General features: G+C 71.7%; 14 protein-coding genes. 4 read left to right on the top strand and 10 right to left on the bottom strand.

The features are described from left to right. The first annotated feature begins 2 nt into the window (after positions 1–2). On the top strand, positions 3–1,751 hold the full coding sequence (locus ACFYUV_RS48035; RefSeq protein WP_387682134.1) for an ABC transporter ATP-binding protein: 1,749 nt from the start codon (positions 3–5) through the stop codon (positions 1,749–1,751). Here the strand turns inward: ACFYUV_RS48035 and ACFYUV_RS48040 are convergent. The 10 genes from ACFYUV_RS48040 to ACFYUV_RS48085 all read right to left on the bottom strand — a co-directional run bounded on the left by ACFYUV_RS48040 (position 1,748) and on the right by ACFYUV_RS48085 (position 11,790). Continuing rightward, the gene (locus tag ACFYUV_RS48040) at positions 1,748–2,323 is read right to left on the bottom strand and encodes a helix-turn-helix domain-containing protein (RefSeq protein WP_387682084.1); all 576 of its coding nucleotides are present in this window, start codon (positions 2,321–2,323) and stop codon (positions 1,748–1,750) included. The two genes, ACFYUV_RS48035 and ACFYUV_RS48040, sit on opposite strands and share 4 nt — an antisense overlap. A gap of 35 nt (positions 2,324–2,358) precedes the next feature. Further along, positions 2,359–3,204: an alpha/beta fold hydrolase gene (locus ACFYUV_RS48045; protein ID WP_387682087.1), complete on the bottom strand. Its 846-nt coding sequence runs from the start codon at positions 3,202–3,204 to the stop codon at positions 2,359–2,361. A 7-nt stretch (positions 3,205–3,211) separates the two neighbouring features. Then, a complete protein-coding gene (locus ACFYUV_RS48050; RefSeq protein ID WP_387682090.1) occupies positions 3,212–3,934 on the bottom strand; it encodes a GAF and ANTAR domain-containing protein in 723 nt (240 codons plus the stop codon). Positions 3,935–4,035: 101 nt separating this feature from the next. After that, positions 4,036–5,034, bottom strand: a complete 999-nt coding sequence (locus tag ACFYUV_RS48055; protein WP_387682093.1) for an adenosine deaminase — start codon at positions 5,032–5,034, stop codon at positions 4,036–4,038. A 2-nt stretch (positions 5,035–5,036) separates the two neighbouring features. After that, on the bottom strand, positions 5,037–6,776 hold the full coding sequence (locus tag ACFYUV_RS48060; protein ID WP_387682096.1) for an adenine deaminase: 1,740 nt from the start codon (positions 6,774–6,776) through the stop codon (positions 5,037–5,039). Further along, entirely contained in the window at positions 6,773–8,122 is a 1,350-nt protein-coding gene (locus ACFYUV_RS48065) for a cytosine permease (protein ID WP_364340261.1), read from the bottom strand. Before ACFYUV_RS48065 ends, ACFYUV_RS48060 begins: the two co-directional genes overlap by 4 nt. Before the next feature lie 252 nt (positions 8,123–8,374). Beyond that, the gene (locus ACFYUV_RS48070) at positions 8,375–9,250 is read right to left on the bottom strand and encodes a 1,4-dihydroxy-2-naphthoate polyprenyltransferase (protein WP_387682099.1); all 876 of its coding nucleotides are present in this window, start codon (positions 9,248–9,250) and stop codon (positions 8,375–8,377) included. A 12-nt stretch (positions 9,251–9,262) separates the two neighbouring features. Beyond that, a complete protein-coding gene (locus tag ACFYUV_RS48075) occupies positions 9,263–9,751 on the bottom strand; it encodes a GNAT family N-acetyltransferase (protein WP_352320766.1) in 489 nt (162 codons plus the stop codon). A gap of 164 nt (positions 9,752–9,915) precedes the next feature. Then, complete coding sequence (locus ACFYUV_RS48080) at positions 9,916–10,068, bottom strand: CGNR zinc finger domain-containing protein (protein WP_387682102.1); 153 nt, start codon at positions 10,066–10,068, stop codon at positions 9,916–9,918. 318 nt (positions 10,069–10,386) lie between these two features. Next, positions 10,387–11,790, bottom strand: coding sequence for a PLP-dependent aminotransferase family protein (locus ACFYUV_RS48085; protein WP_387682105.1), 1,404 nt, complete (start codon positions 11,788–11,790; stop codon positions 10,387–10,389). Between the two features lie 253 nt (positions 11,791–12,043). Here ACFYUV_RS48085 and ACFYUV_RS48090 point away from each other — a divergent pair, with 253 nt between their 5' ends. From ACFYUV_RS48090 to ACFYUV_RS48100, 3 genes are all read left to right on the top strand, one after another. Beyond that, positions 12,044–13,051: a DMT family transporter gene (locus tag ACFYUV_RS48090; protein WP_387682108.1), complete on the top strand. Its 1,008-nt coding sequence runs from the start codon at positions 12,044–12,046 to the stop codon at positions 13,049–13,051. Between the two features lie 95 nt (positions 13,052–13,146). Continuing rightward, positions 13,147–14,169, top strand: coding sequence for a hypothetical protein (locus ACFYUV_RS48095; RefSeq protein ID WP_358298383.1), 1,023 nt, complete (start codon positions 13,147–13,149; stop codon positions 14,167–14,169). A 9-nt stretch (positions 14,170–14,178) separates the two neighbouring features. Then, positions 14,179–14,577 carry an ASCH domain-containing protein gene (locus ACFYUV_RS48100; protein WP_387682112.1) on the top strand — a complete coding sequence of 133 codons (399 nt, stop codon included), beginning with the start codon at positions 14,179–14,181 and terminating at the stop codon, positions 14,575–14,577. Positions 14,578–14,668: the final 91 nt, after the last annotated feature.

The raw sequence follows: 14,668 nt of genomic DNA on the forward strand, positions 1-14,668 counted from the left end.
CCATGCTGCGGGTGGCCGACCTGACCGTACGGCAGCCGGACACCGGCCGTACGCTGCTGTCGCAGGTGTCCTTCGAGGTCGCCGCCGGCGAGTCGGTGGCGATCGTGGGCGAGTCCGGCTCGGGCAAGTCGCTGACCGTCCGCGCGCTGCTCGGGCTGCTGCCCGCCGGGCTGGAGTCCACCGGCCTGGTCGAGATCGACGGGCGGCGGGTCGACGACGACCTCAAGGCCAGGCGGCGGCAGCGCGGCGGCACGATCTCGCTGCTCATGCAGGACCCGTTCACGCTGCTCAACCCCCTGCGCAGGGCCGGCAAGCAGATCGCCGACGGCCTGCCGGACGGCGCCGACCCCAAGACCGAGGTGCCTCGGCTGCTGGCCGAGGTGGGCCTGCCGGGCGAGGTGGCGGGCCGCTACCCGTTCCAGCTCTCCGGCGGCATGCGGCAGCGGGTGGGCCTGGCCTGCGCGCTGGCCGCCGCGCCGCGGATCCTGCTGGCCGACGAGCCGACCACCGCCCTCGACGCCACCACGCAGCGCGAGGTGCTCGCCCTCATCCGCCGCATCCAGCGCGAACGGGACATGACGTTCCTGCTCATCACGCACGACCTGCGGCTGGCGTTCTCGATGTGCGACCGGGTCGTGGTCATGTACGCGGGCCGGGTCATGGAGGTCGGGCGCGCCGCCGAGCTGCGCAAGGAGCAGCGGCATCCGTACACGCGGGCGCTGCTGGCCGCCGAGCCGCCCGCCGACCGGCGGCTGCCGGTCATCCCGTCCGTGCCGGGCTCGGTGCCGGCCCACGACGCGGTGGCCGGGCGCTGCGGGTTCGCCGACCGGTGCGCGCACGCGGGGGAGGAGTGCCGCGCGGGCGTCCCTGCCCTGGTTCCGGTGCCGGGCGCGGAGGTCCGCCTGTCGGCCTGCGTACGGGCCGCCGCGCTGCCCGAGGCGCCGCCGCCCCCGCCGGGCGTGCCGTCGCCGCCGCGCACCGCCGCCGCGCCCCTGCTGGCGGTGACGGGCCTGCGGAAGACGTACGCGGGCGCGTCGCGGCCGGCCCTGGCCGGTGTGGACCTGACCGTGGCGCCGGGCGAGGTCGTGGCCGTCGTCGGCGAGTCGGGGTCGGGCAAGACCACGCTGGCCCGCTGCGTCACCGGCCTGGAACGCCCCGACGCGGGCGTCGTCACCCTCGACGGGCTCGACTGCTCCGACCCCACCCGCATGTCCCGCCAGGCGGTGCGCCAGGCCCGCCGGACGGCACAGATGATCTTCCAGGACCCGTACTCGACGCTCAACCCGGCGCGTACCGTCGGTGCGACGCTCAAGGAGGCGCTCGCCGCCGACGGACGCCCCACGGACGTCGGCGCGCTGCTGCGCCTGGTGGGCCTCGACCCCGCACTCGCCCGCAAGCGCCCGGCCGGCCTGTCGGGCGGCGAGCGGCAGCGCGTGGCCATCGCGCGGGCCGTGGCCGGCGAGCCCCGCCTGCTGGTCTGCGACGAGCCCGTCTCCGCCCTCGACGTCTCCGTGCAGGCGCAGGTGCTCACCCTGCTCGCCGGGCTCAAGGAACGCCTGGGCATGGGGTTGCTGTTCATCACCCACGACCTGGCCGTCGTCCGCCAGCTCGCCGACCGCCTGTACGTGCTGCGGGCCGGCGAATGCGTCGAGACCGGCGACGTGGACCGGGTGCTGGACGCCCCCGCCCACCCCTACACCCGCGAGCTGCTGGCCAGCGTGCCCGACGGAAGCAGCCGCTGGCCCGGCTAGTCGTAGGAGATCAGCGTGAGCATCCGGCAGCCGCGCTCGCCGGTTGCGTAGACGTGGTCGACCTCGGCCCCGAACCGCACCGCGTCGCCCTCGCCCAGCCGCACCGACCACGTGTCGCTCTCGACCGTCACCTCGCCGGACACCACGTAGGCGTGCTCCACTGACCCGTGCCCGTGGGCGCTCCTGGCGCTGCGCGTCAGCGGCGGCAGCTCGCCCTCGGCCAGCTCGAACCGCCGCCGGTCGGCCGCCGCGAACAGGCCGCGCACGGTCGTGTCGCCCACCGCCACCGGCAGGCCCTCGCTCCTGCGCAGCACCTCGGGCTCGGCGAGCCGGGTACGGGTCAGCTCGGCGAAGGTGAGCTCCAGCGCCCCCGCCAGCCGGGTCAGCACCTCGATCGTCGGGTTGGCCACGCCGCGCTCTATCTGTGAGATCAGCGCCTTGCTCACCCCGGTCAGCTCGGCCAGCTCGCGGACGCTGAACCCCCGGGCCAGCCGCGTGCGCCGCAGGTTGCCCGCCAGCGCGCCGCGCACCCCGGCGGCCTGCCCGTTGGTGACCGCGAGTTCCTGCCGCACGTGGTGAGTCCTTCCTGTCCCGGCGTCCACCCCCATCATGCCCTGCGCGTCAGGCCGTCTCGTCCGGCGAGCTCGTCCAGGAAGCCGGACACCGCGGAGACGAACGCGCCCAGGTCGTCCACCCACGGGAAGTGCCCCGCGCCGGGCAGCGTCACCAGCGTGGCGTCGCGGAACAGGGCGGCGAAGGGCCGCGCGTGCAGGCGGCAGGGGTGGACGTCCAGGTCGCCGGTCAGCAGCAGCGCCGGGGCGTCCAGCGCGGCCAGCCCGGCCCTGACCTCCTCGGGCGTCACCGGGGACGGCGCGTAGAAGCCGTCCGCCGCGGCCTCGCCGCACTCCTCCTCGGCCCCGGCGGAATGGGCCGCGGCGCGCTCGGTCCAGGGGCCGTAGAAGAACCGGTGGCGCTCCACGCCCTCGTCCGCCAGGAACTCCGCCAGGGCGGCGGCGTACCACGGCTCGTGCGCGCGCAGCTCCAGACCGGCCTGCCAGTCCTCCTCCGTCGGGGTGAGACCCACGGCGACCGGCGAGGGCGCGACCAGGCACAACGACCTCAGGCGGGCCGGACGCAGCCCGGCGTACCGGACGGCCACGTTCGCGCCCGCCGAGTGCGCCAGCAGGTCCATGCGGTCCAGCCCCAGGTGCTCCCGCAGCGCCTCGACGTCCTCGGCCAGCCGGTCCCACCGGTACGTCCCGGGGTCGGCCGGGGTCGCCGAGTCGCCGGTGCCCCGGCCGTCCAGCCGGATCAGCCGCCGGGGCAGGCCGCCGAGGTCGCCCAGGTAGCGGGAGGCGCGGCCCGGACCGCCGGGCACGCACACCAGCGGCTCGCCCGTCCCGGTTACGTGATAGGCCAGCTCGGTCCCGTCGTGGGCGAGAAAGGAGGGCATGGGGCGATTATGCCGGGTGCCCGTGGTCGTCGGGCGGCGGATCCTCGAACCGCGGCCGCTGCGGCGGGCCGCCGCTCACCGACCGGACGATCGTCGCCGCGACGTGGTGCACCTTGAGGTTGCGGTCCTGGGAGACGTTGCGCAGCATCTCGAACGCCTGGTGCGCGGTGCACCGGCGCTGCGCCATGACGATCCCGATCGCCTGGTCGATGACCGGACGGGTGCCGAGTGCCTCCTTCAGCTGCGCCGCCACCTCTCGCGTACGGGCCGCGCCGATCGCCACGTCGAACAGCACGCCGATCGTCGAGGCGCTCACCTGCGCCGCGACGTGCGTCCGCGCGGCGAAGCCGCCCGCGCCCGCCGAGTAGAGGTTGAGCGTGCCCAGCAGCCGCCCCTGGGAGGTCAGCGGCTCGGCGTGCAGGCTGAGGATCCCGTGCGGCTGCGGGCAGAAGGACCCCCAGCGGGCGTCGCCGGCCGCCAGGCCGGCCGCCGTGACCGCGCGCCCGGCCTCGATCGCGTCGAAGCTCGGCCCCCGCCCGGCCGCCGACTGCATGCCGTCGAGCATCCCGGCGCGGGCGTGCGCGCACGCCGCCGAACGGATGCCGCGTTCGGTGCACAACGTCACGCTGACCAGCGGAGAGTCGGGCATCGCCCGGGCGGCGATGACGACACTCCGCGCCAGTGCCCGTTCGAACTCGTCGATTCCGGCCGGAACAGCGGTCCTGTTCAACAAATCCCTCGCGCTCGGCTGCGGCTCACGCCTGCGACCAGACAGCCTGCCCCTCCAGCGGGGTTCTAAGCGGGCCCCGCCGGAGGTTTTCCCGGGACTTCTCAGGCGAGGTAGGCGTCGACCTCGGCCAGGTAGGCGTCCTTCAGGTGCCGCGGCAGCCAGGTGATCTCGAACGCGTTGCGCTCCAGCCGGGCCAGCTCCTCGCGGGTGAGCTGCAGCTCCTCCTGCAGCGCCACCAGGTTCTCGCCCACGTACCCGTTGAAGTACGCCGGGTCGTCGGAGTTGATCGTCACCCGCACGCCGAGCTCCATGAGCTTGCGGATGCCCTCGGCCTTCATGGAGTCGGTGACGTACCCGTTGGAGATCGGGCAGCAGGTCAGGCCGATGCCGCGGGCCAGCACCAGGTCCACCAGCCGCTGGTCCTCCAGGATGTTGACGCCGTGGTCGATCCGGTCGACGCCGATGTCCTCGATCGCCTGCCGGATGTGCTCGATCGAGTTGTCCTGGTCGACGTCGCAGTGCATGGTCAGCAGGTAGCCCTCCTGGCGGGCCCGCTCGTACACGGCGGCGAACTTGGCCGGCGGGTTGCCCTTCTCATCGGAGTCGAGCCCGATGCCGACGATCCACTCCTTGTACGGCAGCGACTCCAGCAGCGTCGCCATCGCGTACTCGGCCTGGAAGTCGCGCAGGAAGCACATGATGAGCTGGGCCCGCACGCCGAGCTGCCGGTCGGCGTCGATCAGCGCCCGCCGCAGCCCGCGGATCACCACGTCGAACGGCACCCCGCGCGAGGTGTGCGCCTGCGGGTCGAAGAAGATCTCGGCGTAGCGCACGTTCTGCTCGGCGGCCTTGCGCAGGTAGGCCATGGCCAGGTCGTAGAAGTCGGGCTCGGTGCGCAGCACCTGCATGCCCTCGTAGTAGACCGTGAGGAAGGAGGGGAGGTCGTCGAAGGAGTAGGCGGCCCGCATCTCCTCGACCGACGTGTAGGGCAGCGCGATGCCGTTGCGCCGGGCCAGGTCGAACTTGAGCTCCGGCTCCAGCGTGCCCTCGATGTGCAGGTGCAGCTCGCACTTGGGGAGACCGGCGATGAAGTCCTTCATGATCAAACCTCCGTGAGGATGGGGTCGACGACCTCGAGCCGTACGCAGTCGACCAGCCCGAGGTCGGTGACGGCGTAGTCGGGGATCGCGGTGATCGACAGGAAGAACAGGTACATCAGCGGCGCCGGCAGCGTGCAGCCCAGCTCGCGGGCCAGGTCGTCGAGCCGCTCCTCCAGCACCGCCATCTCGGCGGCCGGCAGGTCGGAGACGATGCCGCCGACCGGCAGCGGCAGCAGCGCCCGCACCTCGCCGTCCACCACCACGGCCTGGCCGCCGCCCTGCTCGGCGACGGTGTTGACGGCCAGCGCCATGTCCTCGCGGGAGGCGCCCACGCAGATGATGTTGTTGTCGTCGGGCGCCGCGCTGGTGGCGATCGCACCGGCCCGCAGGCCCATGCCGCTGACCATGGCGACCGGCTTGTTGCCGGTCTTGCCGTAGCGCTCGACGACCGTGACGAGCAGCGCGTCCTGCTCCACGGACGGCTCCACGACGCCGTCGGTCACCGGCAGGGTCACGTCGCGCCTGCGGCGGACGAAGACCTGCTCGGTGAAGCCGAGGGTCAGCACGGTCGCCTGCTCGCCCTCGGCGCGCAGCACCAGGTCGCCGGCGGTGACCGGGGAGATCGGGAACGGCCGGACCGGGCCGCGCTCGGGGGCGGGCGTCGGCGTGACCATCCGGCCGTCGCGGGCGGCGGGCACGCCGCCCGCGATCACCTCGCGGACCCGGAAGTCCTCCAGCGAGTCGACGATCAGCACGTCCGCGAACCGGCCGGGGGACAGGCTGCCCACCAGGTGGTCGATGCGGTACATCTCCGCGCAGTTCACCGTGGCCATCTGGATCGCCGTCATCGGATCGACCCCCGCCGCGACCGCCATCCGGACGAGCTTGTCCATGTGGCCGCCCGCCAGCACGTCGGCGGCGTGCACGTCGTCGGTGCAGAACGCCAGCCTGCGGGCGCCGGCCAGGGCCACGGCCTTAATGTTCTCGTCGAGGAAGTGGGCGACGGAGGACTCGCGGATGATGCCGTACATGCCGCGGCGCAGCTTCTCCAGCATCTCCTCGTGCGAGTACGACTCGTGGTCGAGCCGCACCCCGGCCGCCGCCAGCCCGCTGATCCGGCGCGGGTCGGACAGCGGCGCGCAGCCGAACACCGGCAGCCGCCGCTCCCGGGCCAGGTCGAGGGCCTCCATGACGGCAGGATCGGAGTGTTCCACCATCTCCTGGACGGTCTCCCAGATCCCCACACATTCCGGCCATTCGTGGGCGATCCTGTGCTCAGCCGGACCGAACGGATGCCCGACGGTCGACTCCGGCACGGTGTAGGGCGCCTTGGCGGGTGCACCCCACCAGATTCGCATGCCGGTCGCCGCCGACTCGTCCAGGAAACGCCGGACGCCCGGCAGCCCCTCGGCCACGAGGATCTGGTCCAGCCCCGACACCACGCTCGTCGTGCCGAACGGCACCACCAGGTCGGCGAAGCTGGTGACCGACAACTTGCTGCACTCGATGTGCAGGTGCCCGTCGATCAGGCCGGGCACCAGGTAACCGCCGCGGGCGTCGATCACCTCGGTGTCCGGGCCGCGCTCCAGCACCGGCTCGACGGCGGCGATCCGGCCGCCCACGATGCCGATCTCGGCCGGGTAGAGCTCGCCGGTCAGCACGTTGACGAGCGTGCCGTTCGTGATGATCGTGTCCGCGGGCCGCCGCCCGTACGCCACGTCCAGCAGGTCGCGGTCCATCATGCCTCCACAGTCCGTACGGCGGGCCGCGGCACGAGCAGCGCGTACGCCGCACCGGCCACCAGGAAGCCCGCGAAGATGCTGAAGTCGCTGCCGCCCGTCGCCTCCGACAGCGGCCCGACGAAGACGGCCGAGTTGATCCACAGGGCCGCCGCCACCATGCCCAGGACCTGCGCGATGATCGCCGGCCACCGGACCTGGCCGGGCGCCTGCTCGTCGAACAGCGCCTCGGCGTCGTAGCGTCCCCTCCTGCGCAGCCAGTCGGTGATGTAGACCCCGGCCCAGGGCGCCAGCCAGATGATCAGCAGCGCGAGGAAGTTGTTGAGCATGGTGTTGAAGCTGTTCGAGGTGACCGCCACGAACGTGATGAGCACGCAGAGCACGAGGTCGCCGACGACCGCCACCCAGCGCTTGACCTTGATCCCGGCCGCCTGCAGGTTCAGCCCCGAGGAGTACAGGTCGGTGGTGTTGACCGCGAACAGCGACACGATCGCCAGCAGCAGGTACGGCACCACGAACCACTGCGGCAGCGCGCCCGGCAGCCCCGAGATCGGGTCGGTGTTGTCCTTGACCACGGTCGCCACGGCCGCCCCGAGCGTCATCAGCAGCACGTACGGCACGAACCCGCCCAGGGCCGCGTACCCGAAGACCGCCTTCCTGGAGGAGTTCGCCGGCAGGTAGCGGGAGTAGTCGCCGCCCAGCGGCCCCCACGACAGCCCGCCCGCCGACATGATCATCGCGATCGCCATCGTGAACGTGGCGAAGTCCGCCGACCCGCCGCCGCCCCCGAGCTCCACCTTGGGCGCGATCAGGATCGCCATCAGGCCGAACAGCACGACGAACACCCAGGTGAAGTACTTCTGCGCCTTCATCACCGCGGCGTGCCCGATCAGCGGCAGCACGAGCTGGATCGCCGCCGCCACCAGGATCACCACGACCTTGAGCCCGAGCCCCTGGTCGCTCACCCCCGCCTGCTCCAGCAGCGACAGCGCCGCGAACGTGATGAGCACCATGCCGCCGGCCTCGAAGCCCACCATGTTGAGCCAGCCGAAGAAGCTGAGCACGCGGGCGCCCTTGGGGCCGTAGGCGGCCCTGGAGACCGCCATGGTGGAGGTGCCGGTGGCCGGGCCCTGCAGGCTGGTCAGGCCGACCAGCGGGAACGACAGCAGGTTGCCGATGACGATCGCGATGACCGCCTGCGTGAAGCTGAGCTGGAACGCCGCCACGATCGTGATGCCGTAGACGAGGGTGAAGATGCCCATCGTCGTCCCGGACCAGAGGAAAAGCAGGTCACGCGGGCGGCCGTACCTTTCGCCGGCCGAGACCAGTTCGATCCCGCGTTGTTCCATGGCCCCTCCTGAGGGTCGCTGGGTGTGTGCGCACACAGTGAACCGTAGGGGGGTGACCTGGGGAGTTATCGGGACATACGAGCGTGCTGGGAGCCAGTTGTGCCCCGGCTACAAAGTGATCGTCAAGCCGACTGCCGTACCTGGCCACAGGGTGATCGCCAGGCCGATCGCTGTGACTGGCTACAGGGTGATCGCCAGGCCGATCGCTGTGACTGGCTACAGGGTGATCGCCAGGCCGACCGCTGTGACTGGCTACAGGGTGATCGCCAGGCCGACCGCGAACAGCAGGCCGTACGCCATCTGCAGTTTGCCCGTCTGCTGCAGGACCGCGATCAGCGCCGGCCCGACGGCTTTGCCCAGCACGGTCCTGATCGGCGTGACCGCGAGCGGCGCGGCCAGCGCCGCGAGCGCCGCCCACGGCGTGACCGCGATCATCGCCAGCGCCACCACGAACGGCACCACCTGGCACAACACGTACAAGGCCCGGGTGCGCTCGGCGCCGAGCACCACCGCCAGCGTGCGCTTGCCCGACGTGCCGTCCGTCTGGACGTCGCGCAGGTTGTTGACCACCAGCATCGAGCAGGACAACAACCCCACCGGGACCGAGGCCAGGAAGGCCGTCCAGCTCAGCTGCTCGGTCTGCACGTACGCGGTGCCCATCACCGGGACCACGCCGAAGAACACGAAGACCGCCAGCTCGCCCAGGCCGCGATAGCCGTAGGGCCGCTTGCCGCCGGTGTAGAACCAGGCCGCCGCGATGCACGCGACCCCCACCAGCAGGATCCACCACGCCCGCGTCACGACCACCAGCACCAGCCCGAGCACCGCCGCGACCGCGAAGCAGCCCAGCGCCGCCGTCAGGACCTGCCGGGGCGTGGCCGCCCGCGAGCCCACGAGCCGCATCGGGCCGACGCGCTGGTCGTCGGTGCCGCGGATGCCGTCGCTGTAGTCGTTGGCGTAGTTGACGCCGATCTGCAGGGACAGCGCCACGAGCAGCGCCAGGACCGCGCGCCACCAGACGAATCCGCCGTCGCCGATCGCCACGCCCGTACCGACCATGACGGGGACTACGGCGTTGGGAAGCGTGCGCGGGCGCGCGCCTGCGATCCACTGACCGGGGGTTGCCATGCTGTCGAACCTCTAGCTGATATCCGTGGTGAGCCTGACCATGCGGATCGGACGGCCCATGTCGAGGACGCGTTCGGCCATGTCCTCGCCCCAGCCGGCCGACTCCAGGAAACCGAGCACAGCGTAGTTGTCGGCGAACACCCAGGTGACGATCTGGCGGAAGCCGTCCTCACGCAGGTAGTCGACGGTGGCGTTGAGCAGGCGGCTGCCGTGGCCGCGGCGGACGAAGTCGGGATCGACCAGCAGCGTCAGCATCTCGGCGACCCTGCCCGGATCCAGGTCGGGGTCCTCGGCGGGGGCGTGCGAGGCCAGCCCCACCACCCGCTCGCCGCCGCGCGGGGTCGTCAGCGCCGCGCTGCCGCCCGCACCCAGCGCGGGGAAACCCTCGGTGTCGAGGATGGTCTCCACCGCGACCAGCACCCGGTGCGAGGGGCCGGGCGGGGCGACGATCGCCTCGTCCCACTGACGCAGCCACATCTTCTCGGCCGCCGGCCCCGTCATCTGCTCGAGTGGGCCTTCCGGGAGGAACTCCCGATATCCGTAGCGCCAGGCGCGGATCTGAGTATTCGCAACCTGGAGAACATCCTCGCGCCGGGCCGCCCGGACGCCTACGTCTGCCATCTCGGCCCGCTCCTTCGCCTGCCGTTCGTGCCACAAGGCACGAGTTACACCGTATCGGTGTTTGAGCCTTGGAGATGACGCGAACCCCGCTTCCACGCCCGGTATGCGCGTGTCTTGGTGTTGTCACCGCATACCTGGATCGAACACCATGAGCGCGAACGATTCCCGGGCACATCGCCGAACACCCACCGACACATCCCTCCACCCGTACGACGACCGCTCCAACATCCTCCGCCGCCCGCCGCCGCCCGCCGCCGTCCGCCCAGCCGCGCCAGCCTCCGCCCGCCGTCCGCCCGCCCGCCGTCCGCCCGTCCGCCCGTCCGCGCCCGCTCATCCGCGCCCGCTCATCCGCGCCCGCTCATCCGCGCGTGTCGAGCCGCGCGTGTCGATCCCCGCCCACCGACTGAGGCGGGGGCGGCCCATGCGGCGGTGAGCGCGGCCCGGGCGCGTCCGCGTCGCCCGAACCGGCATCTGATCACTGGACCGGGCGTCCCATCACTGGACCGGGCGTCCGATCACCGGGCCTGTGCGTCCAGCGCCCGCCCGAGCCTCCGCACCCCCTCCGCCAGGACCGTCAGGTTGGCGGCGGCCATGTGCGTCACCCTGATCCGCGGGCCCGGCGGCTCCGACGGGTAGTACATCCGCCCCGGGCTCACCAGCGTCCCGTACCGCCGGGCCGTCTCGACCAGGGCGTTCTCGTCCACCTCCGCGGGCAGCCGCAGCCACAGGTGCAGGCCGCCGATCGGTAGCAGATGCACCTCCGCTCCCGGGACGTGGGCCGCCAGCGCCGCGGCGAGCGCGTCCCGCCTGGTCGCGATCTCGGCGTGCACGGTGTTCAGATGCCTGCCCCACGCCGCCGAGCCCACGAACTCCAGCGCCGTCTCCTGCAACGGCCGCGCCACGAAGAACGACTCGACGAGCTGGCTGGCCCGCAGCCGGTGCGCGGCCGGACCACGGGCCACGACCGCCGCCACCCGCAGGCTGGGGGACAGGATCTTGGTCAGCGAGCCCACGTTGACGACCGTGCCGTGCGCGTCCATGGAGGCCAGCGACGGGGGAGCGGCGGGGGACAGGTAGCGGGCGTAGTCGTCCTCGATCACGAACGCCCCCGCCGCCCTGGCCACCTCCAGCACCTGCGTGCGCCGCTCCAGAGGCAACGTCGCGCCGGTGGGGTTGTGCAGGGTGGGCTGGCAGAAGAACACCCGCGCGCCGGTGACGGCGAACGCCTCGGCGAGCAGGTCCGGCCGTACGCCGTCGCGGTCCATCGGCACGGCCGTCGCCCGCAGCCCGGCCGCCTTGGCCGCCGCCAGCGCTCCGGGATAGGTGGGCGTCTCGACCAGCACCGGCGTCCCGGGGGCCGCCAGCGCCCTGAACGCGTGCGTCAGCGCCGCCTGGCCGCCGCTGACGATCAGCGCGTCCGCCGCCGTCACGTCGCCCCCGGCCTGGCGGGCGAACCAGCCGCGCAGCTCGTGCAGGCCGTTCAACGGCGGCGTCGCCCAGACGTCCGGACGGCGCACCGCCCGCGCGGCGGCCGCCGCGAGCTGCCTGTCCGGCCTCAACCCCGGGTTCAGGTAGCCGCCGGTCAACGGCACCACCTCCTCGGGCGGCTGCGCGAGCAGCGCCGCCACCGGCCCGTCGTCCACCACCCGGTCGCCGAGGGCGACCGTCTGCCAGGACAGGTCCAGAAGGTCCTGACCTTGCACGACCTGCCGCGGCGCCACGAACGCGCCGCTTCCCGGACGCGACACCACACGCCCTTCGGCGGCGAGCTGGCCGATGGCGCGTGAGACCGTCACGGGGCTGACGTTGTGCCGCCGCATGATCTCCCGGCTGGACGGAAGCCGCGCACCAGGCCCCAAACGGGCGGCCTCTTCCCGCAATATCGCAGCAATCTGGGCGATACTGCTATCGTTGGTCATGAAGGACAAGGATAGCGCTACCGCTCGAAACGCAGTAGCACCCCCACCTACCCCTCGCCCCAAGACAACCCCCACCCCACCTCCCGCCCCGGGCTCTCCCGCCCCCGGCTCTCCCGCCACCCTCAACCAGCCAGCCACCCCTCAGAACCCCGCCACCTCTTCCAGCCCGTCCGACAGGACCAGCACCTCACCCTCCACCTCCCCAGCTCCTGTCCTGGAGCCCGCCGCCCCTCCCGCCTTCCCTCCGGCCCTCTTGAAGGGACCCGCCACCTCCAACGGCGCCGAGATCTCCAAGGGCACCACGACTTCGAACGGCGCTGGGGTCTCGAACGGCGCTGCGACCTCGAACGGCGCCCCCACCCTTCGCGACGCCCTGAAGGGCACCGGCGCAGCCGCCCGCGCCCGGCAAGGGACGATGCTGGCCTTCCTGGGCGTCCTGGCCTTCTCCGGCAGCTTCCCCGGCACCGTCTACGCGATGCGCGGCTTCGACCCCTGGCTGGTCGCCATCGGCCGCGCCGCCGTCGCCGGCCTCATTGCCCTGGTCTGCCTCAAGGCCGCCCGCCTGCCCCTCCTCCCGCCACGCCGCCACTGGCCCTCCTACGCCGTGATCTCCCTGGGCGTGGTCTTCGGCTTCCCGGTGTTCAGCAGCCTCGCCCTCGATCTGGGCGCCAGCACCTCCCACGCCGCCGTGGTCATCGCCCTGCTCCCCGCCGCGACCGCCGCCTGCGCCGTCGTACGGGCCGGCGAACGCCCCCGCCCCCTGTTCTGGGCCGCCTGCGCCGCCGGCGCCGCCGCGATCATCGCCTTCACCCTCACCCGAGGCCAGGCCGGAGCCGCCTGGCCGGACCTGCTCCTGGTCGGCGCCCTCCTGTCAGCCGCGCTCGGCTACACCGAAGGCGGCCGTCTGACCAGGACGACCCCCGGCTGGCAGGTGATCAGCCACGCCCTCGTCCTCTCCCTCCCGCTGACCGCCGTGATCACCGCGGTCCTGGCCCTCACCACCCCCATCACGCCGACCGCCCCCGCCTTGGCCGGCTTCGCCTACGTGGCGCTGATCTCGATGTTCCTCGGCTTCATCCCCTGGTACGCCGGCCTGGCCAGAGGCGGCATAGCCAGAGCCGGCCAGACCCAGCTGGCGCAGCCGCTGCTGACCCTCATCTGGGCCTGGGTCCTGATGGGCGAACGCTTCGGCCCGGCCACCGTGGCCGCCGCACTCGCCGTCCTGGCCTGCGTCGCCGTCACGCAGCGCACCCGCTCGTAGGGAAAGACCTGGCACGACGACGTGCGCACCGAGCCGCGGCGAAGCTTGCATGGCGTGACGCCGCCACGCAGGATGGCAGGGGAGGTGTCACAACCATGGCGGACCTCACGATCCCGGAAGGCGGCTTCTGGCCCGCGCCGGAGATCCCGCAGCCCAACATCTATCCGATGGAATGGCGCGTGGAGACCGAGAAACTCGCGGCCATCTACGAGAAGTCCAAGCGCAAACTCTGGAACCCGGCCGACCTCCCATGGGACGGCCTCGACCCGGACGACTTCACCCGCGAACAACGCCTGGGCATCATGTACTGGTTCGCCGTCCTCGCCAATTTCGACGCCTCGGGCCCGGCCGTGTTCGCCCGCGCAACCATCCAGGCTTTCGAGAAACACGAGGAAGACCCGGTCCGGAAGTGCTTCTTCTCCATCACCCGCGACGAGATGAACCATGAGGAGTGCTGCCAGCGCACCATAGCCCGGCTGTGGCCCGGCGGCCCCCTGAACTGGACCCCTGAAGACGATCTCGAAAAGGCCGCCCACAACAACATCGGCTGGCTCTACCACAACGGCGGCCGCTACTGGAACGGCTACACCAGCGCCGTCGGAAGATACTCGCTACCGGTCCTGTTCACGAGTTTCATGATGGGCGAGATGGCCGCGTCCACGCTGTTCAGAGGCATGGCCACAGGCACCCGGCATCCGGTCTTCGGCGAGATGTTCCAGCGCATCGGCCTCGACGAGTCCCGTCATCTGCAAATCTGCATGACCATTCTGGAGAACGAATGGCCGGGCCTCACCGACGAGACCCGCAGCCTCATCACCCGCCAGCTGCGGGCCGGTTTCGTGTTCCTCTCCATGATTCTCTGGGAGCCTCCGGAAGGTTTCTGGGAACTCCCGCCCTACTTCCTCGACAACCACCGCGTCCTGATGGACCACGCCAGGGAAGCGGGACTGGGCGTGCTGTCGTACGAGGAACAGAAGGAGAACTGGCGCGTGGCCATGGCGAAGGTCCGCGCGATCGTCGAACGATGGGGCATCGCCTTCCCCGCCATTCCCGAACTGGACCTGGAAGGCGTCGAGGTGAACGTCATCGACCCGGAGGAGATCATCCCCGTCTTCTAGGATGCGCGTATGTGGCCCCGCATCGACGGACGCAGAGTCCTCGTCCTCGGCACGCCCGGCAAGGTGCGCACCCTGCTGACCGACCTCACCCTCTCAGGCGCGAAGACCGCCACCGCCGGTCTCCTGCCCCTCGACTACGAGGCGGAGGGCGAAGAGGTCGAACACGTCGGCGAACACCTGATCCTCGTGGATGACGCCGGCGAGAAGGCCGCCACGATCGAGATCACCTCAGTGGCGCTGGTGCCGTTCGCCGAAGTGCCGTGGGAGTTCGCCGAGGCGGAAGGCGAAGGATTCACCTCGATCCAGCACTGGCGGGACGTCCACCAGCGCTACTGGTCATCCTTGGGCCACGAGGTGAACGACACCTCCACAATCGTCTGTCTCCACTACCGCCTACTCCCCGCCTAGGTGCTGTTTCTTAGATCTGCTGACTGATCGTGCCTGGGCGGTCACGATTGGCCTATGGGTCGAGGTGACTTAACTAACGCGGAGTGGGAGC

It is taken from the genome of Nonomuraea sp. NPDC003560 (assembly GCF_042878785.1).
In the GTDB taxonomy this organism is placed as follows: domain Bacteria; phylum Actinomycetota; class Actinomycetes; order Streptosporangiales; family Streptosporangiaceae; genus Nonomuraea.